The 25,817-nt window shown below is 31.6% G+C and carries 21 protein-coding genes; 4 read left to right on the top strand and 17 right to left on the bottom strand.

Going from position 1 to position 25,817, the window contains the following annotated elements; all coding sequences use genetic code 11:
* Window positions 1-206: 206 nt before the first annotated feature.
* Both parC and parE read right to left on the bottom strand, forming a co-directional pair.
* Window positions 207-2,609 (bottom strand): DNA topoisomerase IV subunit A, encoded by a 2,403-nt coding sequence (gene parC, locus AC3WQX_RS04010; protein ID WP_023350322.1) that lies wholly within the window; start codon window positions 2,607-2,609, stop codon window positions 207-209.
* The gene (parE, locus tag AC3WQX_RS04005; protein ID WP_161799207.1) at window positions 2,606-4,600 is read right to left on the bottom strand and encodes a DNA topoisomerase IV subunit B; all 1,995 of its coding nucleotides are present in this window, start codon (window positions 4,598-4,600) and stop codon (window positions 2,606-2,608) included. The genes parC and parE overlap by 4 nt, the downstream gene beginning before the upstream one ends.
* Before the next feature lie 209 nt (window positions 4,601-4,809).
* Between parE and plsY the strand changes: the two genes are divergently transcribed.
* Window positions 4,810-5,418, top strand: a complete 609-nt coding sequence (plsY, locus tag AC3WQX_RS04000) for a glycerol-3-phosphate 1-O-acyltransferase PlsY (RefSeq protein WP_002433567.1) — start codon at window positions 4,810-4,812, stop codon at window positions 5,416-5,418.
* Between the two features lie 179 nt (window positions 5,419-5,597).
* Window positions 5,598-5,894, top strand: coding sequence for a HesB/YadR/YfhF family protein (locus tag AC3WQX_RS03995; RefSeq protein WP_002433639.1), 297 nt, complete (start codon window positions 5,598-5,600; stop codon window positions 5,892-5,894).
* Window positions 5,895-5,940: 46 nt separating this feature from the next.
* On the opposite strand, the gene menI is transcribed toward AC3WQX_RS03995, so the two are convergent.
* From menI to AC3WQX_RS03980, 3 genes are all read right to left on the bottom strand, one after another.
* Complete coding sequence (gene menI / locus AC3WQX_RS03990; protein ID WP_023350324.1) at window positions 5,941-6,408, bottom strand: 1,4-dihydroxy-2-naphthoyl-CoA hydrolase MenI; 468 nt, start codon at window positions 6,406-6,408, stop codon at window positions 5,941-5,943.
* 135 nt (window positions 6,409-6,543) lie between these two features.
* Window positions 6,544-9,249, bottom strand: a complete 2,706-nt coding sequence (acnA, locus tag AC3WQX_RS03985) for an aconitate hydratase AcnA (protein ID WP_023350325.1) — start codon at window positions 9,247-9,249, stop codon at window positions 6,544-6,546.
* Between the two features lie 277 nt (window positions 9,250-9,526).
* On the bottom strand, window positions 9,527-11,167 hold the full coding sequence (locus AC3WQX_RS03980; protein WP_002433960.1) for a BCCT family transporter: 1,641 nt from the start codon (window positions 11,165-11,167) through the stop codon (window positions 9,527-9,529).
* Between the two features lie 213 nt (window positions 11,168-11,380).
* Between AC3WQX_RS03980 and mscL the strand changes: the two genes are divergently transcribed.
* Window positions 11,381-11,737, top strand: a complete 357-nt coding sequence (gene mscL / locus AC3WQX_RS03975) for a large conductance mechanosensitive channel protein MscL (RefSeq protein WP_002433596.1) — start codon at window positions 11,381-11,383, stop codon at window positions 11,735-11,737.
* A 55-nt stretch (window positions 11,738-11,792) separates the two neighbouring features.
* Here mscL and sbcC read toward each other — a convergent pair whose 3' ends face one another.
* The 7 genes from sbcC to sosA all read right to left on the bottom strand — a co-directional run bounded on the left by sbcC (window position 11,793) and on the right by sosA (window position 20,300).
* Window positions 11,793-14,822 (bottom strand): exonuclease subunit SbcC, encoded by a 3,030-nt coding sequence (gene sbcC, locus AC3WQX_RS03970; RefSeq protein WP_037548949.1) that lies wholly within the window; start codon window positions 14,820-14,822, stop codon window positions 11,793-11,795.
* Window positions 14,823-14,825: 3 nt separating this feature from the next.
* Complete coding sequence (gene sbcD, locus AC3WQX_RS03965; protein WP_023350327.1) at window positions 14,826-15,950, bottom strand: exonuclease subunit SbcD; 1,125 nt, start codon at window positions 15,948-15,950, stop codon at window positions 14,826-14,828.
* 111 nt (window positions 15,951-16,061) lie between these two features.
* Window positions 16,062-16,529 (bottom strand): CcdC family protein, encoded by a 468-nt coding sequence (locus AC3WQX_RS03960; RefSeq protein WP_002433613.1) that lies wholly within the window; start codon window positions 16,527-16,529, stop codon window positions 16,062-16,064.
* Between the two features lie 570 nt (window positions 16,530-17,099).
* Window positions 17,100-17,336 carry a YneF family protein gene (locus AC3WQX_RS03955; RefSeq protein ID WP_016898133.1) on the bottom strand — a complete coding sequence of 79 codons (237 nt, stop codon included), beginning with the start codon at window positions 17,334-17,336 and terminating at the stop codon, window positions 17,100-17,102.
* Between the two features lie 210 nt (window positions 17,337-17,546).
* A complete protein-coding gene (gene tkt, locus AC3WQX_RS03950) occupies window positions 17,547-19,535 on the bottom strand; it encodes a transketolase (RefSeq protein ID WP_023350328.1) in 1,989 nt (662 codons plus the stop codon).
* A gap of 131 nt (window positions 19,536-19,666) precedes the next feature.
* Window positions 19,667-19,903: a DUF896 domain-containing protein gene (locus AC3WQX_RS03945; protein WP_002433819.1), complete on the bottom strand. Its 237-nt coding sequence runs from the start codon at window positions 19,901-19,903 to the stop codon at window positions 19,667-19,669.
* A 163-nt stretch (window positions 19,904-20,066) separates the two neighbouring features.
* On the bottom strand, window positions 20,067-20,300 hold the full coding sequence (gene sosA, locus AC3WQX_RS03940) for a DNA damage-induced cell division inhibitor SosA (RefSeq protein ID WP_023350330.1): 234 nt from the start codon (window positions 20,298-20,300) through the stop codon (window positions 20,067-20,069).
* Window positions 20,301-20,442: 142 nt separating this feature from the next.
* On the opposite strand from sosA, the gene lexA reads away from it, so the two are divergent.
* Entirely contained in the window at window positions 20,443-21,063 is a 621-nt protein-coding gene (gene lexA / locus AC3WQX_RS03935) for a transcriptional repressor LexA (RefSeq protein ID WP_002433936.1), read from the top strand.
* Between the two features lie 232 nt (window positions 21,064-21,295).
* Here the strand turns inward: lexA and AC3WQX_RS03930 are convergent, their stop codons facing one another.
* The 5 genes from AC3WQX_RS03930 to AC3WQX_RS03910 form a co-directional block, all read right to left on the bottom strand.
* Window positions 21,296-22,312, bottom strand: a complete 1,017-nt coding sequence (locus tag AC3WQX_RS03930; protein ID WP_171817091.1) for a CAP domain-containing protein — start codon at window positions 22,310-22,312, stop codon at window positions 21,296-21,298.
* Window positions 22,313-22,334: 22 nt separating this feature from the next.
* The gene (gene guaC / locus AC3WQX_RS03925) at window positions 22,335-23,312 is read right to left on the bottom strand and encodes a GMP reductase (protein ID WP_023350332.1); all 978 of its coding nucleotides are present in this window, start codon (window positions 23,310-23,312) and stop codon (window positions 22,335-22,337) included.
* Window positions 23,313-23,473: 161 nt separating this feature from the next.
* The gene (rpsN, locus tag AC3WQX_RS03920; RefSeq protein WP_002433763.1) at window positions 23,474-23,743 is read right to left on the bottom strand and encodes a 30S ribosomal protein S14; all 270 of its coding nucleotides are present in this window, start codon (window positions 23,741-23,743) and stop codon (window positions 23,474-23,476) included.
* Window positions 23,744-23,930: 187 nt separating this feature from the next.
* Window positions 23,931-24,080, bottom strand: coding sequence for a 50S ribosomal protein L33 (gene rpmG, locus AC3WQX_RS03915; RefSeq protein WP_001831295.1), 150 nt, complete (start codon window positions 24,078-24,080; stop codon window positions 23,931-23,933).
* Window positions 24,081-24,177: 97 nt separating this feature from the next.
* Entirely contained in the window at window positions 24,178-25,689 is a 1,512-nt protein-coding gene (locus AC3WQX_RS03910; RefSeq protein WP_023350334.1) for a catalase, read from the bottom strand.
* Window positions 25,690-25,817: the final 128 nt, after the last annotated feature.

Below are 25,817 nucleotides of genomic sequence, written 5' to 3'. Positions count from 1 at the left end.
CCTCTCATCTTAATAAATTTATTCTCTTTAACGCATCAAGAGATTTATGTTCCCATTTAGAATCTAAAAACTTAATAAATATACTAATTTAAATCATTAAGTCCTATTTTGATTCTTTTAAATAGACATAAATCCCTTGCGCTTACTTTAGTTAATATTATTAAACTTTATTTTATCATTTAATGCTATGGTTGCATATACTTAATTTACTCTAAGGTCATGCTTACTACTTGACCAAAATCATCGACATCTATAATAAATGAACCATTTGTGTATTGTTCTGAGAGATGCACTTCATTAATATTACCAGATTCTTCGTGATTGTTAGAGAAAACCGTATAAGTTTTTTGTCCTTCTTTAACCACTGCAGCATCAACAATACGATGTGGGTTTTTCTTAAGTTCTTTCAATAAGGTAATACCACGTTGTGCACGTTTAGCGACTTGTAAAACTTTATAACTAATACGTTTAATAGCACCACGTTGCGTTATCATTAAGATAGAATCTGAGTCAGAAACGCTCTCTGTCATTACAACATAATCTTCATCTTTAAGGTTAATTGATTTAACTCCTGCAGCTCTTAAACCTGTATCAGATAACTCACTAGTTGAGTAAGTAAGCGACATACCTTTATGTGTAAGTACTGTTATTAATTGATCAGATTCTAATCGTATCACGTTGACAATTTCATCATGGTCCTTCACTTTCATACCTACAAGTGGCTTATTGAATCTTGTAGTTTTAAATTGACTAACACTACTTTTCTTAATCATACCGTTTTTAGTTGCCATGACATAGAATGCATCATGGTTAAAGTCTTTTTCATTATAAACATCAACCACTTGTTCATCCTCATCTATAGGAACAATCTGTGAAACGTGTTGACCGAGTTCCTTCCAACGTATATCTGCTAACTTATGTACTGGAATAAACAGGTAGCGCCCTTTATTAGTAAACACTAAGACAGTATCTTGAGTATTCACTTCTTGATATTTTAATAAACGATCTCCATCTTTTAAGCCAATTTCAGTAACACCGCTTGCATTGAAACTACGCGTAGATGTGCGTTTGATATAGCCATGATGTGAAACACTTAAAATCACTTCCTCACTAGGAACCATGACTTCTTTATCAATTTTTATTTCAGAAATTTCAGCTTCAATTGTTGATAAACGATCCACTTTAAATTTTTTCTTAATTTCATTAAGTTCGTCTTTAATCACACTTAATAGTGCATCATGATCATCTAAAATATTTCTTAATTTTTTAATTAAAGCTTCTAATTCAGCGTGTTCTTCTTCTAATGCTACAATATCAGTATTTGTTAATCTATACAGTTGTAACATTACAATAGCTTCAGCTTGTGCTTCAGTGAAATCAAATTCAGCAACTAAGTTATCTTTTGCATCTTTTTTATTTTTTGAATTACGGATTAAAGTTATGACTTCATCTAAGATAGATAGTGCTTTCATTAAACCTTCAACAATATGCATACGTTTTTCCGCATGATCTAAATCATAACGTGTTCTATTAGTTACGACTTCAATTTGGTGGTTTAAATAGCTTTCAATAATTTCACGTAATCCCATTAATTTAGGTCGACCATCGCTAATAGCAACCATGTTAAAATTATAAGAAATTTGAAGATCAGAATTTTTGTATAAATAATTCTTAATTGATTCACTATTAACATCTTTCTTTAATTCAATTGCGATACGTAAGCCAGTTCTATCTGTCTCATCACGTACTTCCACGATGCCATCAACTTTTTTGTCAGCTCGTAATTCATCAATACGTTTAACTAAACTACTTTTATTCACTTCATATGGAATTTCTGTAATGATAAGTTGCTTACGACCACTTCTTAATTCTTCTTCATCCACTCTTGAACGTACGACTATTTTACCTTTACCAGTTTCGTAAGCTTTCTTTATACCATCGATACCTTGAATAATTCCCCCAGTAGGAAAATCAGGTCCTTTAATATGTTTCATTAACTGATTTACAGTAATATCAGGGTTATCGATGTATTTTAAAGTAGCTTGAATAACTTCTGCTAAGTTATGTGGTGGAATATCAGTCGCATACCCTGAAGATATACCTGTAGAACCATTTACTAAAAGATTAGGGAATCTTGACGGTAAAACCATTGGCTCTAAAGTAGTGTCATCATAGTTTGGTATGAAGGCTACTGTTTCCTTATTTATATCTCTTAATAACTCTTCAGACAATTGACTTAACTTAGCCTCTGTATAACGCATAGCAGCTGGTGGATCATTATCAATACTACCATTATTACCGTGCATCTCGATAAGTACGTGTCGAAGTTTCCAATCTTGACTTAGACGCACCATAGCATCATATACGGAAGAATCACCATGAGGATGATATTGTCCAATAACGTCACCGACTGTTTTAGCACTTTTACGGAAGTTCTTTTCAAATGTATTTCCGCTTGAATACATAGCGAATAAAATTCTTCGTTGTACTGGTTTTAATCCATCACGTACATCTGGTAATGCACGTTCTTGAATGATGTACTTACTATAACGTCCGAAGCGGTCACCGATAACATCTTCAAGGGATAGGTCTTGAATTATCTCACTCAATTCGTTTCCTCCTCAATATATTCTTCGTTTTCAAGAACTTGAACTTCTTTATTATCTAAAATGCTTTGATCTTCTTGCATACCAAATTCAACATGGCTTTCGATCCATTCACGACGTGGTGCAACTTTATCACCCATTAGTGTAGTTACACGTTTAGAAGAACGTACTTCATCTTCAACTTGAACACGAATTAATGTACGAGTCTCAGGATTCATCGTTGTCTCCCATAATTGCTCAGGATTCATTTCACCTAAACCTTTATAACGTTGCAACGTAAATCCTTTACCAAGTTGCTTTTGTAATTTTTCTAATTCATCATCTGTCCATGCATATTCAACTTTCTTAGTTTTACCTTTGCCTTTTTCTAATTTATAGAGGGGAGGTAATGCGATAAAGACACGACCAGCTTGTACTAATGGTTTCATATATTTAAAGAAGAACGTTAATAATAATACTTGAATGTGCGCACCATCAGTATCGGCATCGGTCATTATAATCACGCGATTATAGTTACTATCTTCTATTTTGAAGTCGTTACCAACACCTGCTCCAATAGTATGAATAATTGTGTTGATTTCCTCATTTTTGAAGATATCTTCTAGACGTGCTTTTTCAGTATTAATAACTTTACCTCGAAGTGGTAAGATTGCTTGGAATTTACGATCACGACCTAGTTTGGCAGATCCACCTGCTGAGTCACCCTCCACAAGATATAGTTCATTTTTATCTGTATTTTTACTTTGTGCAGGAGTTAATTTACCTGATAACAAAGTATCTTTACGTTTATTCTTTTTACCAGAGCGCGCATCTTCACGAGCTTTGCGTGCTGCTTCACGAGCTTGTTGTGCTTTAATTGCTTTTTTAACTAAAGATTTAGATAATTGGCCTTTTTCTTCTAAATAGAAAGGCAACTTTTCAGAAACTACTGAATCAACAGCACTTCTCGCTTCAGAAGTACCTAGTTTAGATTTAGTTTGCCCTTCAAATTGAAGTAACTCCTCTGGGATACGAACAGAAATAATTGCAGTGAGTCCTTCTCTAATATCATTACCATCTAAATTTTTGTCTTTATCTTTTAATTCATTAATTCTACGCGCATAATCGTTAAACACACGAGTCATAGCAGTTTTAAAACCTACTTCGTGTGTACCGCCATCTTTAGTACGAACGTTATTTACAAAACTTAAAATACTTTCAGAATATTGATCATTATATTGGAAAGCCACTTCAACTTCGATATTATTCGCTAACCCTGAAAATGTAGTAACATCATGAAGTACTTCCTTACCTTCGTTAACATAGCTTACAAATTCTTTAATACCTTCTTCATAATGGTAAACTTCTTCACGCTCTTTACCACTACGCAAATCATTAAGCGTAATTTTTAAATTCTTCAATAAGAAAGCCGATTCTTGTAAGCGTTCACTTAAAACATCAAAGTTAAAGGACGTTGTGGCCTTAAAAATTTCAGGGTCAGGTTTAAATGTAACTTTAGTACCTGTCTTTTTAGTTTTCCCTTTTTTATTAAGTCCTGTTGCTGGTATACCACCGTCTTTAAAACTTTGAGTGTAAATATTACCATCTCTATGTATCTCAACTTCTAACCATTCACTTAATGCATTAACTACAGATGCACCAACACCATGAAGTCCTCCAGAAGTTTTATAACCACCTTGACCAAATTTCCCACCGGCATGTAATACTGTGAAAATTACTTCAACAGTTGGTTTACCAGACGCATGGATACCCGTTGGCATACCTCGACCGTTATCTTCAATTGAAATACTGTCATCTTGATTAATTGTTACAGTGATTTCATCACCATAACCGTTTAAAACTTCATCGACGGAGTTATCGACAACTTCATATACGAGATGATGTAATCCGCGTTTATCAGTTGACCCTATGTACATCCCAGGTCTTTTTCTAACAGCTTCAAGGCCTTCAAGTACCTGAATAGAATCATCTGAATAAGTATTTTGTTTATTCACTGCCAATGATTTCGCCCTCCTACAAACGTACGTTCGTTTTTAAAACTATACAATAGTTATTCTTATATAAATTGACTTAAATTGCAAGTATCATTTATACAATCAAATTGTTTTGATTGCTTTATTCCAATAATTTGAATTATGAATGTTCTAATCGAATATGAATATGGTAGAATGAAGCTAAGTCACTAAAGGATGTGTAAGTTTTTATGATGATTGTCGTCATGTTAGTTTTAAGTTATCTTATTGGCGCATTTCCAAGTGGATTAGTCATTGGTAAATTATTTTTTAAAAAAGATATTAGACAGTATGGCAGTGGCAATACTGGAGCAACAAATAGCTTTCGTGTTTTAGGGAGGCCAGCTGGTTTCGTAGTTACATTTTTAGATATCTTTAAAGGATTTATAACGGTCTTTTTCCCGTTGTGGTTCCCTGTTCATGCTGATGGCATAATCAGTACATTCTTTACGAATGGATTGATAGTAGGATTATTTGCAATTTTGGGACATGTATATCCTATTTATCTTAAATTTAATGGTGGGAAGGCAGTTGCTACAAGTGCAGGTGTCGTATTAGGTGTAAATCCTTTACTACTACTCGTTTTAGCAATTATATTCTTTGGAATATTAAAGATATTTAAATATGTTTCTTTATCAAGTATTATTGCTGCAATTTGTTGCGTCATAGGCTCGGTCATTATTCATGACTATATATTATTGGGAATGAGTGCACTAGTATCAATCATACTAATCATTCGTCATAGAACTAACATTGTTAGAATTTTCAAAGGTGAAGAGCCTAAAATTAAATGGATGTAACTTAAAATTAATTTTTACGCTAGAAGTTAATGACTTCTAGTGTTTTTTTATAATCAATTTATCAACTCTGATTAAAGTGAATCAGTATAAATGTAGCGGTTATATTAATTGTGCTATAATGCGTATACCTTTAACATAGCAATAAACTTTAAATGCTAATTAAAATTGGAGGTATAAAAATGGATATCGAACTAACTAAAGAGGCAGTTGAATGGTTCAAAGATGAACTTGATTTACCTGAAGAAAATAAAGTACTTCAATTTTATGTAAGATATGGTGGCGAATTTCAACTTAAACAAGGCTTTAGCCCCGCTTTCAGTGTAGATAGAAGAGATGATGTAGAAATAGGCTTTGAACAAAGCTATGATGGTTTAAATATTGTCGTAGCGGAAAAGGATTTATGGTACTTCAAAGATGATGTAATACTAGTAGATGTCGTCGATCATGAAGATGAAATCTCATATACTAAAAAATAAAATAACCCGCTTTTGACTAAGTCAGAAGCGGGTTATTTTAAGTCATTTATAGGTTGTTAATGCCGTTTGTTACTTCAGCTTCTTTTCCTTCTTTATTCAGTTCAGCAACTCTGCTATAAGTAGCATGCCAATCAGGGAAGTAACGATCTAAACGTATAGGTCGAAAGTTATCAGCTTTCATACATATTAATTCTGTTGAACCAGTTGTAGCTAATTCTCCTTTTTCGTTATAAACCTCATAACAATATAAAGAACGCAATCTTGAGTATTTCTCAACCCAAGTTTTGATAGTTACTTTTTCAGGATAAAAAATTGACTTCTTATATTTAATATTTAAATCAGTAACTGGTGATATAATACCTGTCTTCTCCATATCAGCATAACTAAAACCAAGTTTTCTTATGTAATCAGTACGCGCGACTTCAAACCATGTGGCATAATTCCCATGATATATAACTCCCATTTTATCTGTTTCCTGATATCTTGCTTCTATTTCTGTCAAACTATAAATCATAAACTTTAGTCCTTCTTTCAACTCATCATTTCTGTTTTTAACTTAAGGATAACACAAAGAAGCCGTGCCAACACAAATGTTAGCACGGCAATTGTTTAACTTAATTTAACTTTAACGCTAGTTAGCATTAAATGATTATTGAGCTAATTTATTTCTTAATACCATTTGTAAGATACCACCATGACGATAGTAATCTAATTCAACTAATGAGTCGAAACGTACAATTACTTCAAATTCTACTACTTCGCCATTTTCTTTTTTAGCTTTAACTTTAACTAAATCATGTGGTTGAACATCTTCAGAAATTTCAACTGAGATTTCTTCTTTACCATCTAAACCTAATGACTCTGCAGAATCACCTTGTTGGAATTGTAATGGTAGTACACCCATCATTACTAAGTTAGAGCGGTGAATACGTTCATAACTTTGAGCGATAACAGTTTTAACTCCTAATAAGTTTGTACCTTTTGCTGCCCAGTCACGAGATGATCCCATACCATAGTCATTACCAGCTAAAACAGCTAATCCTGTGCCATCTTCTTTATATTTCATAGCAGCATCATAAATTGGCATGATTTCTTCAGTTGGCCAATAAGTAGTGAAGCCACCTTCAGTTCCTGGAGCTAATTGGTTTTTAATACGAATATTAGCAAATGTACCACGTACCATTACTTCATGGTTACCACGACGAGATCCATAAGAGTTAAAGTCACGGATTGGAACATTATGATCTAATAAATATTTACCTGCTGGTGTATCTTTACCAATAGCACCTGCTGGAGAGATATGGTCAGTTGTTACTGAATCACCGAATTTACCCATTACGCGTAAATCTTTAAGTGGTTCAATAGTTCCAGGCTCTTTAGATAAACCTTGGAAGAATGTTGGGTTTTGAATATATGTTGAGTTTGGATCGAAATCATATAAAGGTTCATCAGTAACATCGATTTCATTCCACATTTCATTATTGTTGTAAACATTTTTATATTCTTCTAAGAATAATTCTGGTGTAACAACACTATCAACAGTATCTGAAACTTCTTTAATTGAAGGCCAAATATCTTGTAGGTATACATCTTCACCATCTTTACCTTTTCCGATTGGTTCATTTTGTAAATCAATATCTACAGTACCAGCTAATGCATAAGCAACAACTAATTGTGGTGAAGCTAAGTAGTTAGCTTTAACTAATGGATGAATACGACCTTCAAAGTTACGGTTACCAGATAGAACTGAAGTAACTAATAAATCTTCATCAGCAACTGCTTTTTCAATTTCAGGTAATAATGGACCAGAGTTACCGATACAAGTTGTACAACCGTAACCTACTAAGTTAAATCCTAAGTCATCTAAGTATTCTTGCAATCCAGAGTCTCTTAAATAACCTGTTACAACTTTAGAACCCGGAGCTAATGAAGTTTTAACAAACTCAGGAACTTTAAGTCCTTTTTCAACCGCTTTCTTAGCAACTAAACCTGCACCTAACATAACGTAAGGGTTAGATGTGTTAGTACAAGATGTAATCGCAGCGATAGCAATGTCACCAGTTTTCATAGTTGATGTAGAGCCATCATTAAACTTAATTTCAGCTTTTTTATCAAATTCGCTCTTATCAAGACCGTGGCCTTGGTTACCAGCTGGTGCTGTAACTGATTTTTCAAATTCAGTTTTCATATCACTTAAGAAAATTAAGTCTTGAGGACGTTTTGGACCAGATAATGAAGCTTCAACTGTAGATAAATCTAAGTCAATAACATCAGTATATTCTGGATCTTCTTTTTCAACGTCGAAGAACATATTGTTTTGTTGTAAGTATTCTTTTACAAGTGCAATATGATCATCTTTACGTCCAGTTAATTTCATGTATTTAAGTGATTCTTCATCAACAGGGAAGAAACCACAAGTTGCACCATATTCTGGAGCCATATTCGCGATTGTAGCACGGTCAGCTAAAGGTAAGTGTTGAACACCTGGACCAAAGAATTCTACGAATTTACCAACAACACCTTTTTTACGTAATTCTTCAGTTACACGTAAAGCGAGGTCAGTTGCTGTTGAACCTTGAGGTAATGAGTTAGTTAAACGAACACCGATAACTTCTGGAATTGGGAAATAAGATGGTTGACCTAACATTCCAGCTTCAGCTTCGATACCACCTACACCCCAACCTAATACACCAATACCATTAATCATTGTAGTGTGAGAGTCGGTACCTACTAAAGTGTCTGGGAAAGCAGTTTGTTCACCATCAACGTCGCGTACATGTACAACATTTGCTAAGTACTCTAAGTTAACTTGGTGTACGATACCAGTTGCTGGAGGTACAGCGTTATAGTTGTCAAAAGCTTTAGTAGCCCAGTTTAAGAATTGGTAACGTTCATAGTTACGTTCAAATTCTAATTTCATATTTCGTTCTAATGCATCAGGATTCGCATAGCTATCTACTTGAACTGAGTGGTCAATGACTAAATCAACTGGCACTTCAGGGTTGATTTTATTGATGTCTCCGCCTACATCATTCATTGCTTTACGTAATGATGCTAAGTCTACGACTGCAGGTACACCTGTGAAGTCTTGTAAAATAACTCGTGACGGTTTGAATGGTACTTCACCTTCATTACCATCTTTACCAAATTCACTTAACGCTTTAATGTGATCATCAGTAATTACAAAATCATCTTCTTGTCGTAATACAGACTCTAGTAAAACACGAATTGAGTAAGGTAATTTAGAAATTTTAGTTAAACCTTGTTCTTCTAATGTCTTCAGATCATAGTAAGTGTATGATTGGCCATTTAATTGGAATTGTTTCTTTGCTTGTTCTTTAATATTAGAAGCCATTTGTTATCCCCCTTGATATTTCTATATATTTATATGCCGTTAATTAAATTGTATTATTATATGTTTATCAAAACAACTGTGTACCATTAGAAAACGCTTTATTTTCATTTCGCATTTTTAATCAGGTTATATAAGAAAAAGTTATCATTAGCTTATGGTGCAATAAGTAAATATTATTAATTGAGAATGGTTATCAATCCCATTTAAATTTATTAATAAAAAAGCCTATAAGTATGAAAGTCAATTCACACTTATAGGCTTTAAAGTTAATTACGAATTATTCTTCTTTTTCTTTATTTCTTCTAGATTCTCTTTTTTCAAGAATATCTGATTCATAATCTTCTTGTTGATATCTCACATAGTCTTGTAAACGATGTTTGTTAGGAGTTAATGTTAATCCTAAGAATTTACGTTCTTGGTTTGCATCTTTATAGAAACTAATCATCATCATTATGACGACAAACGAGAATGGGAAGGCACTAATAATTGCAGCACTTTGAATAGCGTTTAAGGCTTTAGAACCATCACCGCCACCTGCTAATAATAGAACAAATGCAATAAGTGCTTGAGCAACTCCCCATGTCACTTTAACCATACTACTTGGGTTAAGTGAACCAAATGTTGTTTGCATACCTAATACGAAAGTTGCTGAGTCTGCAGATGTAATAAAGAATGATGCGATTAGTAATAATGCAATAATTGATAATACTATACCCATAGGTATGTGATTGAATACACCGAATAATTGTGTTTCAGGTGACATTTTGAATAGTTCAGGATGTTTTTTTCCTGTTTCAATACCAAGCACACCAAATACACTGAACCAAACGAAACTTACAAGTGCTGGTACAAGTAAAACACCTGAAATGAATTCACGAATTGAACGCCCTTTTGAAACACGGGCAATGAATACACCTACGAATGGACTCCAACTTAACCACCAGCCCCAATAGTATAGTGTCCAAGTTGACATCCAATCTCGTTTTTGTCCATTAAGCGCTGCTGTATCAAAGCTATTAAATAAGAAAGTATTTAATAGACTACCTGTTGAACTAGTCATCATGTTTAAAATTAGAACTGTAGGGCCAATGATTAAAGTGATAATCATTAAAATAGCACCTAAGCTAATGTTTAAGTTACTTAAATATTGAATACCTTTACTTAAACCTGACCATGCACTTGCAATGAACAAGATTGTAACAATTACGATAATAATCCCTTGTACAAATGTGTTGTTAGGAACATTAAATAAATAGTTTAAACCACCATTAATTTGTAAGGCTCCCATACCTAGTGAAACTGCTACACCTACTAATGTAGCAAATACTGAAAGAACATCAATTAAAGTTCCTATAGGTCCCTCAACTTTATTACCTAAAATAGGTCTTAATGTTCTTGAAATTAAACCTGGCTCACCTTTACGGAATTGCGCATAAGCAAGAGCTAATGCTACTACACCATAGATAGCCCAAGCATGGAATCCCCAGTGGAAGAATGTTGATCTCAGAGCTTCTGTATAAGCTTCTGTAGTTTTAGGATCTGCTGTAGGTGGAGCGGCAAAGTCAGCCATTGGCTCTGCTGCACCATAGAACACTAATCCAATACCCATACCTGCACTAAATAACATTGCAAACCAAGAAATAGTATTAAATTCTGGTTTGTCATTAGGTTTACCTAGTTTGAGTTTCCCAATTGGACTGAAAATTAGGAAGATACAGAAGAAAACAATAATAGTAGTTAAAATTAAGTAATACCATCCAAGTTTATCAGTAATCCACATTTTAGCATTGTTAGTAATGTAGTCGAACTTATCAGGCCAAATGGCACCAATGATTACTACAATTGCAACAATGATTGAACTATAGATAAACACTGATGAAAACTTCTTGTTTCTCTTCTCTTGAGAAGAAGAATTCATAATTAATTACTCCCTTCATCCGAATATTAAATTTTCAAAGTAGTAAAATTAAAAAATTCTTTTTTTATCTTAAAAAATTTAATTTTACTAATGCACCTCTTTAGCATAACAAACGTCTTTTTCATAATCAAATTTACTTAAATATAGTATTTGCTAAAATATTTATATGTTGTATAATTGATTTTATATTTTAATTAGAAAGGAATTAAGTATATGTTAAAAGAATTTAAAGACTTTGCCCTTAAAGGAAATGTATTAGATTTAGCTATCGCTGTAGTAATGGGTGCGGCTTTTAATAAAATCGTTACATCATTAGTTCAATTCATCATTATGCCATTAATTGGCAAAATTTTCGGTTCAGTAGATTTCGCTAAAGATTGGTCTTTCTGGGGAATAAAGTATGGTCTTTTCATACAATCTATTATTGATTTTATAATTGTTGCTTTTGCCCTTTTCATTTTCGTAAAAATAGCTAACACTATTATGAAAAAAGAAGAAGAAGAGGAAGAAGTTGAAGAAAATACAGTTTTATTAACTGAAATTAGAGATTTACTTAGAGAGAAAAATTAATAATATTATAAAAACAGTCGTTATGATTATCTCATAACGGCTGTTTTGTATATTACTAATTTCTTTTAAATCTAGTTTGGCTTTGATACTGGTTAGTAGATACCTCTAAAATAAGTGGTATTCTCTGTTTTAGTTCACTTACATGTGAAATAATTCCCACCATTCTACCGGAAGATTTCAAGTTAATTAGAGTATCAAGGGCAGTTTCTAATGTTTCTTGATCCAAAGTACCAAATCCCTCATCAACAAACATTGATTCTAAATTAATGCCACCAGATTCTTGTTGAACAATCTCACTTAAACCTAATGCTAATGCAAGAGAAGCTTGGAATGTTTCCCCTCCAGAAAGAGAACTAATATGTCTAGACTTATTAGAATGAAAATCAAATACATCTATTTCAAGACCACTGAAGCCCTGAGAAATAGCTTCTCTTCTTATCAATTGATACCTATTTCCACTCATTGTTAATAGACGTTGATTAGCTTGAAAGATAATTTTTTCTAAGTAATAAATGAGCACATAATTTTCTAGTGTTAGTTTATGACTATTTTTGCCTGAGAGAATTTCCGTTAGTAAAAATATCTCTTTTTGCTCTTTTAATTCTTCATTTAATGTATTGATTAAGTCTTCAATTTTATCAATATTTTTTATATTTGCTTCTTGCTTATATGCTATTGTTGCAACTTCTGAATTAATTTGCTCTAATGCTTGTTTTTTTGTTTTTAGATGCGTTTCAATATCTTCTAAATTAGTAAGTTCTCTACCGTCAACAAGTTTTTCCAATTGGCTAATCTCAATCTCATAGGTTTGATACTGTTTGTTATAGTCATTAATTTTTTCTTCAATATTACTTTTATTTTCACTTAAACTTATTGCTTCTTCAATTTCTTCATAAGTTTCGAAACCATTTCGATTCATCTCATCTTTAATGTTAATAGTAAGCTGATTTTCTTCTTCAACTCTAGCTTCTAAATTTTGATTGTAATGCCTAACATTAGTTGACTCTATATTTAAGTTATTCTTAAGTTCATTTAGTTGGTCTTTTATAGTTTCTTTACGCTCATTAAAAGTTTGAGTCTCTTGCTTTTTATTCTCGTAGTACTGCTTAAATGATGTACACGATTCAAACTGTGTATTTCTCTTAAAATCATTTAATTTAATATCTAATTGTTCAAGTTGCGCTTTTTTATTATTTAGGTCTAGCTCAAATGTATGAAGATTTTGATTTAAATTCTTCTCTTCTTCATTAATTGACTCTAAAAATTTATTTTCTTTTTGTTGAAGCCTTTTAGCATTCTCTATCTCTTCTAACTTCGATTTAAGTTCATCTAAATCTTGAATTTCTTGATCTTTAAAATTGATGTCCTCTTTTCGTTTAGTCAATTCTTCATTTTTACTTTCTAACCTAATGATATTCTCATTGATGGAGATTTTACTATCCTCAAGCTCTTTTAAATGCTTTTTATTTTGAGCAATCAAATCAAAATTAATATGTTCTCCAAGTGAATGAATCTCGTTACCACAAACTGGACATGTATCTCCAATTGAAAGAGCCGTTTGAATTTCTTTAACAAATGTCTCCTTATTGTTTAAATCAATATTAGTTGCATCAACCTGTGAAATGATATGCTCTAAGTTTGCATATTTGTCTTTTAAATCTTTAATTTGTCTTACATTTTCAGATTGTTCTTGTTTAATTTTCCGAACTTGTTCTTCACTTTTCAAATACCTTTCAGTATCATCGATTAAAGTTTTGATTTTATTTATCTCATCTATATATTGATCAACTATTTCATAATTTCTTGATTTTCCTTTAGCTTGATTCAGAAGATTTTCTTTTTGCTCTTTTGAATCGGAATACTTTTTTTCTAACTTATTTAATTCCTCATGATAAATAGGCTTTTGCTCAAAGACTTTAATATAATCATCAAGATTATTGTAAAAATTATAAGTTTGTTCAAGATATTTGTTAGCTTTGTTAACTTCTGGTGCTTCTGATTCTAAAGATTTAAGAGTCTTTTCTACATTATTAATTTGAGTTTCGTATTCTTCTTCTTTAGATTTTGATTTAGTGATTTCAGTCTCTAATTCCTCAATCTCTTTATTAACAACTTTTTGCCTTTTGAAATAATTAATCAAAACATTAGATTCTCTTATTTTCTTTAGTTCAACCTTAAGATGATCAATACTATCTTGATTTTGTTTGAGGAGTTCGAATGATTTCTTTTTCTCTTCTAGAGAGTTTATATTTTGGTTCAACTCTTTACTAAATGTATATTCATTTGTAACTTTTTCAACTTCGTGGTCCAACATATCTTTTCGCTTTTTATAGTTAGATAATATTTTTTTACCGTGATTTATAAATTTTGGTAAACGTTCTAAAATTTTCTCGGTTTGCGAGCTCTCTATATTTTTTATTTTAAGTAAATAATCATCTTCAAACGTAGCAAGTTCATTCCATAAGTAATCTATTTCATTATATCTATTTTCTATTTGTAATTTTTCATTTTTAACGCTTTCTACTAAATACTTTTGTATTTCTTCAAATCTTTCACTATTAAATAACGTTCTTAAAATAGATTGTTTTTCTTTACTATTTGATTGTAGGAACTTTTTAAATTCACCTTGAGGCAAAATGAATAATTGTCTAAATTGTTCAGCGTTCACGCCCATAATTTGAGTGATAAATTGGTTACCTGCATTGACTCTACTTTCTCTTAGTTCATAAACATCATCAATTAACTCATAAATATCAAGTTTTGCTTGAGTTTTAGTAGTATTACCTTCTTTAATAAAAGGAGCTTCCCTGTGAATTTTAAATATTTGATTATTTAGTTTAAATTCATATGTCACACTCATAGGTTCTTTACCACTAGCAAAATGACTTCTTAAGTCACCCTCTTTTCTATTTTTAGTTGAAGCTTCTCCAAATAATGAATACACAATAGCATCAAAAATCATTGTCTTACCAGACCCGGTTTTACCACTTATTAGAAAGAGTTCATTATTTTCAATTTGACTAAAATTTATTGTCTCATTAAGAAAGGGTCCAAAATTGTTTAACTTCAAATTTAATGGTTTCATTTATTAGACTTCCTTTCTCATAATATTATTTAAAATTTCAGCTATCTTATTAGATTGAGTTTCGCTAATTTCCTCTTTAGTCATTGATTCATAAAACGACTTAATTATAGATTGATCATCTTGTTTCTTTATCTCTACATTATTAAACTCTTCAATATGTTCGAATGTATGATTAGTTAATGCTAATGTATTAGGATAAATTTGTTTAAGTTTCATCATTGGATCATTAATATGTGACATATTAGTGAGTTTAAAATGAAAATAATTATCTTTATTTTTCACAGAAACTCGTTCTTCAATAACATCATCATAATCCCCATCTATAACCTCTAATTCTCTTAAAGGTTCAATAGATTTAAATGTATCTTCTACATGATTAACTTCATCGATATTAACTATGCGATAACCTTTTGCTTGATTCACTTCAGAGAATGAATATTGTAGTAATGAGCCGCTATATTTAATGTTTTTTTCATTTACACTAAAAGGATGATGTAGATGCCCTAACATAACATACTCAAATTGATCAAATGACTGTCTTTCAACTGACTCTACAGTTCCTATAGTTAAAGGTCGCTCTGAATCAGATGTTTTACCACCTTTAATAGTTAAATGACCAATTAAAATACTCACTTTATTTTCATCTATATTTTGAGACATATATTCTATGCAGCGATTTAAAGCCTGTTGATGAGTGTTGATTTCTTTATCTTCGAAAAAGTGTTGTACTTCACTTATTGTCGCAAAAGGTAAAGCAAAAAATTGCACCCCGTTTATTTCTATAGGTTTATGTATATCCTTAAGTTTGGTTCTTATAAACAAATGATTATGTTCAAACCATGATGACCCATAATTCAATCTTTCTTTTCCATCATGATTCCCACTAATCATAATTACAGGTATTTGAAGTCTTATATTTAACTCTGCAATTGTATTTTCAAGTAAACTCATAGTTTCTTTACTCGGATAAGAGGTGTCATATAAGTCACCTGCTATAACTATGACATCAGGTTTTTCTTTTTCCATATGATTAATAAATTTAGTTAATACATATTTTTGATCATCTAATAACTGTTTACCATTCAAGATTCTACCAAGATGCCAATCAGCAGTATGTATAATTTTCATAATCATCCTCCTAAGAAGAACATTTGTTCGTATTTATATTTTAATATTCTTAATATCAACTTTCAAGTAAAAAATGCCACTCATCAAATAATATGACAAGTGGCCAATACACTACTTAACTAGTGATTTTTTTAACTTTTTATATTTATAAAACATTGCTAATCTCCAAGGTACAATCATACAAAACGCTAGTAAGAAAAACATACCAGCTATTTCACCTGGGTTAATTTCATTGCTAATAAAGATTTTAATAATAGTTCTAATAACTAATAACGAAATTAAAATTACTGGAAATGCCTTAGAACGCTTCATGTAAATTTCACTGCCTTTGACTTCAAATCTTGATGTGAAAATTAAAACAGTTGAGAATAGTACACCTAAAATTAGTGATTCTAACATTTCCATACCTGTTAATCTGAAATATGGAATAATATACATTAAAGCCCCAGTAGCCATAAAGAATGGAGGTAAAATGATTTTTTTCTCATTAACTGGAAACTTTTGTGCTTTCATTCTTATTACAATTACTACTGCGCCCATTAAAAAAGCAACGACAATAGAAAAAATTAAATAAGCCAATTTGACACCTTCTTATGACATAAACTTAATACTCTTAATTCATCATATGATAGTATATCACTATCCTTATATCAATGACTACTTTAAACTTTCTAAAATTCTAAAGATTTAAAAACCAGTTTTATCAATAACTAATTTAAGTTCCCATACAGTTTTAAAAATACCTTAGCAAATTATTTTTTGCTAAGGCATGTGTTATTGAAGGTTTGATCACTAATATATAAGTAACCCGTCTATAATTTAATTAATAAATAGATTAAAACGATATAGATAGTTAAGTTTACTATATTAAAACCTAATTTGAGTAATTCCTTATTACGACTTGTCATTATTTATCGCCCCCAATTAAATAGTAAACCAAACTTATTGCTGTGTAACTTAATAATTTTAACTTTTTTAATACTCTTTTGTTTTTAAGTTACGATTTACAATATATTTTAATCAATCATTAAAAAACTTGCCTTTAAAAATTACTAATTCATAAATAAAATTAATCATCATATCTTAATAAGTAATAAAAAAGCGTCACAGTGGTTATTGTAAACACTGAGACGCCTGAACTTATAGGCTTTATTTGCCTTTCATGTTTTGGTCCATATTTTTGTTCATCATTGTCATCATTTGATTGATTTTCTTTTGAGATGGTTTTTGGCCCATTTGCATCATCATCATACGTAGCATTTCTTCATTGATAGGTGGGTTTTTTTTGAGGTAATCCATCATATATTTTCTTGCTAAAAAGAAACCACCGATTAATCCTACGATAAGTGCTAAAATGATTAAAATTATTGCTAACCAAGTTGCCATTGTTTCACCCACTTTCTTTATCCTACTGAATTTTACTAAATTCACTTTGTTATTTCAAGAGGCACTTTAAAGTGATAACTGATACCTACCATTAGCAATGATAACAAATATTTGTTTTTCTTAACAAATTGACAATTAAATTTATGTAAAAATAAAAGGCTACTAGCTAATAAACTTGAGCTAGTAACCCTTCTCTAATTATTAAATTTATTAGAATGTGCGAATTTGATTTAATATATTTTCTTTAGTAAATCCATATTTTTCAACTACTAAATCACCAGGTGCGCTTGCGCCAAAGCCATCAATACCAATAACTTTGCCTTCTGTTCCAACATATTTATGCCAACCTAATGGAGATGCCATTTCAATTGCTACACGCTTTGTAATTGAGGATGGTAATACTGATTCTTTATAATCATCTGATTGTTTATCAAATGCAAACCAGTTTGGCATTGATACAACTCTAACACCTTTACCTTGTTTGTCTAAATCTTTGGCAGCTTCTACTGCTAAACTAACTTCTGAACCAGATGCTAATAATAAGTATTCAGGATTTTTCTCTGATTCAAATACTACGTAAGCTCCTTTACGAACTCCCGCTTCTACAGTTTCTTCAGCAATATCTAATGTTGGTAAGTTTTGACGTGTTAAAACTAGAGAAGTTGGTGTTTGTTCTGATTCTAATGCTACTTCCCATGCTACACGTGTTTCATTACCATCTGCAGGTCGAATAACATTCATATTCGGAATAGCACGTAAGCCCGCTAATTGTTCTATTGGTTCGTGTGTTGGACCATCTTCACCTACAGCTATTGAATCATGTGTAAAGATAAATGTTGAGTTAAGACCCATGATAGCTGATAAACGTAATGCAGGTTTTAAGTAATCACTAAATACGAAGAATGTCGCTGCATAAGGATGTAATCCACCATGAGCAGCCATTCCGTTCACTGCTGCACCCATCGCAAATTCACGTACACCAAACCATACATTTTTACCTTCTGGTGTTTCTTTATCATAATCTTTAGCTTCTTTGACATTAGATTTATTAGACCCTGCTAAATCAGCAGAACCCCCAAAGAATGATGGTACTGTTTGACTAAGTTTTTGAATAATTTCTCCAGAATCTGCTCTAGATGCTCCTTTATGATCTAAATCATATTTAGGTAACTCTTTTTCATAGTTTTGAGGTAATTTACCACTAATTGCTAACTTAAATTCTTCTGCTAATTCAGGATATTCTTTGCTATAATCTTCTAATTTAGCTTTCCAAGCATCTTCATTTTCGTTAGCACGTTTTAACATAGAAGTTTGGAAGATTTCATAAACCTCTTCAGGTACATTGAATCGTTGTTCAGGATCAAGTCCATAAGCTTCAAAAGTAAGTTTTCTTTCATCTTCACCTAGCGGAGCGCCATGTACTCCATTTGAACCAGCTTTATTTGGAGAACCAAAACCGATAACAGTTTTAACTTCAATAATAGTTGGGCCTTGTTGTGATTTAGCTTTATTAATAGCATTATCAATTTCTTCTAAATCATTGCCATCTTTAACTAAAATATAATTCCAACCATATGCTTCAAATCTAGATTGTGTATTTTCTGAGAATGATTTATTTAAATCACCGTCAAGTGAAATATCATTAGAGTCGTATAAAACGATTAACTTATCTAATTGATTATGGCCCGCAAATGAAGCAGCTTCATGTGAAATACCTTCCATTAAATCTCCATCTGAAGCTAAAACGTATGTGTAATGATCAACCATATTAAAATTATCTTTATTAAATTTACCAGCTAAGTGATCTTCAGCAAGTGCCATTCCCACTGACATTGCGAATCCTTGACCTAGTGGCCCAGTTGTTACTTCTACTCCATCTGTATGTCTAAACTCTGGATGACCTGGAGTTTTAGAACCCCACTGTCTAAATTGTTTTAGTTCTTCTAATTCTAAACTACCTGATACATGTAATAAACTATATAGTAAAGCAGAGCCATGTCCTGCTGAAAGAATGAATCTATCTCTATTAAAATAATCTTTAGATTGGGGGTTAAAATTAAGATGACGTGTCCATAATGTATACGCCATAGGGGCAGCTCCCATTGGTAAACCAGGGTGTCCAGAATTTGCTTTTTCGATAGCATCAATACTTAGTGCACGTATTGTATCGATAGCCAATTGGTCTTTTTCGTTAAACATCGTTGTGTCTTCCCTTCTTAAATAATATCTAAATATAATTATAACTTATTTTAAATTAAAATGATAAAGAAAAATCTGATAAATCAGCTCATACAAATTGTTCAAGAACTACCTTGAACAACCTACTTCCATTATTTATTGTTTTTCTCAGATTGAATTTTTTTAAGCTTTTCAGGTGTAACATCATTTCCTTCAGGATCTATTACTTTAGTATTTTCAAGCTGTTGCTTGAACCCTTTTCTAAATGAATCTAAATATTGCTTTCTTAATTTAGATTGTTCCTTAGCTTCCTCTTCTGTTAAACCTTTTTCTTTTTTCTTTTTAGCTAGCTCATTGATTCTATCTATATTTAAATCTTCCTTAGACATTATCGTCACGCTCCTTGTTAATTTTAAAACAAAATGTGTAAGACTCTTAAAATATATATGATTTCCTACTTTAAATTCTTGTGTAGAATATATCAAAAAAATGAACGTAACCAAATAGTTACGCTCATTAACAATACTTACTCATCATATTTTTAATAAATTACTAATTAACTAAAGCGAACACTGAAGTGTCATTTTGTTCGCTATTTTGTTTGTCTTCAACTTTATAGTTTGATTTATTATTATCCTGTTGATGAATTTCATGATCTGTCATTTCGTACGTTTGTTCTGAATGCGCACTTTGATTTACACTTAAAAAGAATGTTAGGAAAACCATGCAAGAGATGAGTACTACAGCTATATATATTAAAAACTTTTGTTTTGTCTTAATTAACATTAATCTCACTCCTAGAACGTTTGTTTGTATATTTAATTTATCAGAACGAATGTTCTGTGTCAACACTAAAACGAACAAACGTTTGTTTTCGAAGATAATTAATGCTATAATGTACTTAAATAAAATTAGGGAGTGCCTATATATGAGAGAATTAACTAAACGTCAAAGTGAGATTTATGATTACATTAAACACATTGTACAAACTAAGGGTTATCCACCTAGTGTTAGAGAAATTGGCGAAGCAGTGGGCTTAGCATCTAGTTCAACCGTACATGGACATTTATCAAGATTAGAAGAAAAAGGTTATATTCGAAGAGACCCTACTAAACCTAGAGCTATTGAAATTGTTAGTGAACAACTAGAGGAAGTTAATGTTGAAGAAACGATTCACGTACCAGTAATAGGTAAAGTTACTGCCGGTGTTCCTATTACAGCTGTTGAGAACATTGAAGAGTATTTCCCACTACCTGAACATTTAACTTCAACACATAATAGTGACATTTTCATATTAAATGTAGTAGGAGAAAGTATGATTGAAGCTGGTATTCTAGACGGTGACAAAGTGATTGTTAGAAGCCAAACGATAGCTGAAAACGGCGACATTATAGTAGCAATGACTGAAGACGAAGAAGCTACTGTTAAACGCTTCTATAAGGAGAAAAACCGTTACCGATTACAACCTGAAAATAGTACTATGGATCCTATTTATTTAGATAATGTTATTGTTGTTGGTAAAGTCATAGGGTTATACAGAGAAATGTAACTATCAATTTCTCTCTATTTAAGCCCTCCTATATCAAGACCTCTATAAAAATCTCATATAAATACTAAAAGACAAGGTAGTTCTTATTGAACTACCTTGTCTTCTGTTTAGAATCTTTGTTTAATACATCTTTTATTTTATCAAGTATATCGGGTTGTTTATCTTTATTCGTTTTCATGTTTATCTACATCCTTACGAATTTAATTTACCCTTATCTACTTAAGATAAACTCTTATTCTGTATAATTCTCAGTCCAAAATGGTTGCTTCTCTTTATTAAAATCTACACCTACGCCTAAATTTCGATAATGCGTATTTAGTATGTTCTTCCTATGACCTAGTGAATTCATTAATCCTTCATGAGCATAAATACTATTGATTTGACCATAAGCAAGATTTTCTCCTGCCGCATTGAAATCAATACGATCTTTTTTCAATCTATCAAAAGGAGAATCCCCTTTATTATCTGTATGATCGAAAAAGTTATTTTCAGACATATTTTTACTATGCTTTCTAGCAGTATTAGAAATTTTACTTGAATAATTTAGTGTATTTAAGCCATGTTGCTTTCTTTCCGAGTTAACTAAATCATAATTTTGTAATTCAAAGCTTTTTTCTAATTCTCTAGATGGCACGCCATATTGTTGACGCAAGCGATTTTCCATATTTTCACTTACTTGTAATAATGCAGTCACTCCATTTTTTTCATGTTTATCGTAAAAAACTGTTGTATAAATGTGATCTTTATGGAAAACATCATATTCATTATTTTTTACCTCAAAACGATATCGCCCTTTACTAATATATTCTATAGGATTACCTAACCGTTCTCTTACAGTATGTTTAGGAGTAGCGTACTTAATTTTAGATTTTGAAGATATAATATTTTGATTTGAGTACATGGCATTGACGTGGTTTTTAATATAACTAATCATAATAAAGTTATCATAATATTTATTATAATATGTGTACCACTTAGTTCCATATTCATTAGAAGTCATACGTTTCGGATGACCTAATTTACTTTCAACAGCTTGCTTAGACATATTCATTTGGATATTACTAAGTGCAAATTCTTGTTTTTTAGGAACAGATAATGATTTATCGTTTACATTTGAATCGTGGTTAATCCATGTATCAACTTGTTGTCGAACTTCTTTTTGAAAATCTACTAATGGCTTAGCTTCTTTAATGGGTGTGAAAATAATGATACATAATAAAACTACAAAGAATAATAGAAATCTTTTAATTTTTTACACCTACTATTTAAACTTAGTCTCTATCACCATTGAAAATTGAGTTTCTCACGATAACATAGTCTACAGTTCTTAGTGATTTTAGATCTTTTCCACCGGCATAAGATATTGAACTTTGTAAATCTTGTTGCATTTCAATTAAAGTATCTTTCAGTGAACCTTTATGTTCAACAAACATTTTTTTACCCTCAACATTTTTATGTTCACCTTTTTGAAATTCTGAGGCACTTCCAAAATATTCTTTATATTTTTTACCTTCAAGTTCAACAGTTTCTCCTGGTGACTCTTCATGTGCAGCGAATAACGAACCAATCATTACCATTGATGCACCAAAACGAATTGATTTAGCTATATCACCATGAGTTCTTAAACCACCATCAGCAATAATAGGTTTTCGAGCTGCTTTACTACAAATGTTAAGTGCAGCTAATTGCCAACCTCCAGTACCAAATCCTGTTTTAATTTTAGTTATACATACACGACCTGGACCAATACCAACTTTTGTTGCATCAGCACCAGCATTTTCAAGCTCTCTAACGCCTTCAGGTGTTCCAACATTTCCTGCAATAACAAAACTTTTAGGTATGTGGTTTTTAATATGTTTAATCATATTGATGACTGAGTCTGAATGGCCATGCGCAATATCAATTGTGATATATTCTGGAACTAAAGATTTTGAAGCAAGTTCTTCAATGAATTTAAATTCATTTTCTTTTACTCCAACAGAAATAGAAGCGAATAGCCCCTCATCTTGCATCTTTTTAATAAATGGAATTCTAGCTTCTTCATCAAAGCGATGCATAATATAAAAATAATCATTTTGTGCGAACCATTGTGCAAGCTCTTCATTCATTACTGTCTGCATGTTAGCCGGAACTACTGGTAATTTGAATGTGCGTGGTCCAAATTTAATTGAAGTATCACATTCAGAACGGCTGTTAACAATGCATTTATTAGGTATTAATTGTATATCTTCATAGTCAAAAATCTTCATTTTTGTAATTTGCCCCTTACAATTAAAAATTTTAATCGGATAACGCTTTAAAACCGAATAATTATATTAAATTTACACATATTATTCAGTTATTCTTTATCCTTATTAACTGTACATTGTTTTTTTACTAATGTAAATGGACAAAAGACATAAATTCATTTTTACCAACTTGATTTTTTCACACCAGGAATTTGACCTTTATGTGCATGTTCTCGGAAAGCAATTCGAGACATTTCAAATTTACGTAAAACGCCTCTTGGACGTCCTGTTACTTTACATCTTCTAGTTAATCTCGTAGGTGAAGAATCTCTAGGGAGTTTTCTAAGCGCTTCATAATCACCTTTTGCTTTTAGTTCTTTACGTAATTCATAATATTTATTTACAAGTTCTTCTCTTTTTTGTTCTTTAACTACTTTAGATTTTTTTGCCATTTAATTTAACCTCTTTTCATAAATCGTAATTATTACGTTTTATAGAATAACATAAATTTTAATTTATACAAGGAAAAATTTTAAAGCTACTAAACCTGATTTATATCTTTTCAATAAAAAAAGTCTCTCCTATTTCATTATAGGAGAGACTATAAATTTCAAATTGTCGTATTTGAAAGATAAGAAATTATTTAGTTTCACGATGTAACGTATATTTGTTTAATCTAGGACAATATTTTTTCATTTCAATACGTTCTGGATTGTTACGTTTATTTTTAGTTGTAATATAGTTACGATCGCCACATTCTGTGCAAGCTAAAGTAATATTTACGCGCACGTTAAACACCCTTTCTAATGTTGTTAGGAATTCTTACGATTTAAAATTTTATCATAATTGATGTCAACGTGCAATCTCATCTTTTACACTTATATTATTAAAAGTTTTCGTATGTTTCATCTTCTTCAGTTTCTAAATCAATTTGATTAATATCGATACCTAAAGCTTTTGCTACTCCTTTACCATAATCAGGATCAGCTTTATAACAATGACGAATGTGGCGTACTTTGACGTCTTCAGTCACCCCGTCCATTGCATTAGCTGTGTTAGTAAAGATACGTTCTTTAGCATCATCTGATTGTAGTCTGAATAACTTACCAGGTTGTTCGAAGTAATTATCATCATCTTGACGGAAGTTATATTCATATCCATCACCATCTACAGGGAATGATGGTTTTTTAAACTCAGGTTGTGAATCATATACACCTTGGTTATTTGGATAATAGTGCGGACCGCCACCTTGGTTGTTATCTAAGAAACGCATTTGCCCATCGCGACTAAATGGACATAAGTTTTCAACGCCAACACCTTTAGGTTGATTGACAGGGATTTGCCAATGATTGACACCTAAACGATATCTCTGAGCATCTCCATAAGAGAATAATCTCCCTTGTAGCACTTTATCCGGAGAAAAATCTAACCCTGGTACTATATTAGTTGGTGCAAATGCAGCCTGTTCTACATCTAAGAAATAGTTTTCAGGATTGCGATTTAATTCAAATTCGCCTACTTCAATTAATGGATAATCATCTTTATACCATACTTTAGTTAAATCAAATGGATTATGTGGATGATTTTTTGCTTGTTCTTCTGTCATCACTTGGATATACATTTTCCATTTAGGATAATCCCCTCGTTCGATGGCATTGTATAAATCCCTTTGAGATGAATCTCTATCTCCACCTACGATTTCAGCAGCTTCTTCATCAGTATAATTTTCGATACCTTGTTGCGTTCTAAAATGATATTTCACCCATACACGTTCACCTGCGTCATTATACATTGAATAAGTATGTGAGCCGAAACCGTGCATATTACGGAAACCTTTAGGCATACCACGATCTGACATTAAAATTGTTACTTGATGTAAAGATTCTGGAATGCCAGTCCAAAAATCCCAGTTGTTTTGAGGACTTCTCATGTTAGTACGTGGATCTCTTTTAACAGCGCGATTTAAACTAATAAATAATTTAGGATCTCTGAAGAAGAACACTGGTGTATTATTACCAACTAAATCCCAGTTACCGTCCTCAGTATAAAATTTCAACGCAAATCCACGTATATCTCTTTCTAAGTCAGCCGCACCACGTTCACCTGAAACTGTTGAGAAACGTGCAAACATTTCTGTTTGTTTACCAACTTCAGAGAAAATTTTAGCATTTGTGTATTGAGTAATGTCATTTGTGACAGTAAAAGTACCAAATGCGCCAGAACCTTTAGCGTGCATACGTCGCTCTGGAATTACTTCTCTGTCAAAATGTGACATTTGTTCTAAATAATAAACATCTTGCATTAATAATGGACCTCGTGGCCCTGCTGTCATACTATTTTCTCTATCTGATACTGGTGCACCAAATAGACCAGTTAATCTACCATCTTGTTTAGACATGGCTAGCTCCCCCTCACAAATTCTAATTTGTAATAATTATAATCTAATATATATTTTAAATAAACCCGTTTTAAGTAGTAATTAAACCCAATTCCTAATTAAATTTAAATTTCAGAAAATTTTTAAAT

It is taken from the genome of Staphylococcus sp. FW104-15G4D (assembly GCF_058790135.1).
Note: the sequence above shows the minus strand (reverse complement) of the source record. Positions and strands in the feature narration are given on the sequence as shown.

Bases quoted from the DNA above. Each gene is read 5' to 3' on its own strand.
- plsY (WP_002433567.1), top strand. From the start codon at position 4,810: ATGATGATTGTCGTCATGTTAGTTTTAAGTTATCTTATTGGCGCATTT.
- AC3WQX_RS03995 (WP_002433639.1), top strand. From the start codon at position 5,598: ATGGATATCGAACTAACTAAAGAGGCAGTTGAATGGTTCAAAGATGAA.
- menI (WP_023350324.1), bottom strand. From the start codon at position 6,408: ATGATTTATAGTTTGACAGAAATAGAAGCAAGATATCAGGAAACAGAT.
- acnA (WP_023350325.1), bottom strand. From the start codon at position 9,249: ATGGCTTCTAATATTAAAGAACAAGCAAAGAAACAATTCCAATTAAAT.
- AC3WQX_RS03980 (WP_002433960.1), bottom strand. From the start codon at position 11,167: ATGAATTCTTCTTCTCAAGAGAAGAGAAACAAGAAGTTTTCATCAGTG.
- mscL (WP_002433596.1), top strand. From the start codon at position 11,381: ATGTTAAAAGAATTTAAAGACTTTGCCCTTAAAGGAAATGTATTAGAT.
- sbcC (WP_037548949.1), bottom strand. From the start codon at position 14,822: ATGAAACCATTAAATTTGAAGTTAAACAATTTTGGACCCTTTCTTAAT.
- sbcD (WP_023350327.1), bottom strand. From the start codon at position 15,950: ATGAAAATTATACATACTGCTGATTGGCATCTTGGTAGAATCTTGAAT.
- AC3WQX_RS03955 (WP_016898133.1), bottom strand. From the start codon at position 17,336: ATGGCAACTTGGTTAGCAATAATTTTAATCATTTTAGCACTTATCGTA.
- tkt (WP_023350328.1), bottom strand. From the start codon at position 19,535: ATGTTTAACGAAAAAGACCAATTGGCTATCGATACAATACGTGCACTA.
- AC3WQX_RS03945 (WP_002433819.1), bottom strand. From the start codon at position 19,903: ATGTCTAAGGAAGATTTAAATATAGATAGAATCAATGAGCTAGCTAAA.
- sosA (WP_023350330.1), bottom strand. From the start codon at position 20,300: ATGTTAATTAAGACAAAACAAAAGTTTTTAATATATATAGCTGTAGTA.
- lexA (WP_002433936.1), top strand. From the start codon at position 20,443: ATGAGAGAATTAACTAAACGTCAAAGTGAGATTTATGATTACATTAAA.
- guaC (WP_023350332.1), bottom strand. From the start codon at position 23,312: ATGAAGATTTTTGACTATGAAGATATACAATTAATACCTAATAAATGC.
- rpsN (WP_002433763.1), bottom strand. From the start codon at position 23,743: ATGGCAAAAAAATCTAAAGTAGTTAAAGAACAAAAAAGAGAAGAACTT.
- AC3WQX_RS03910 (WP_023350334.1), bottom strand. From the start codon at position 25,689: ATGTCTAAACAAGATGGTAGATTAACTGGTCTATTTGGTGCACCAGTA.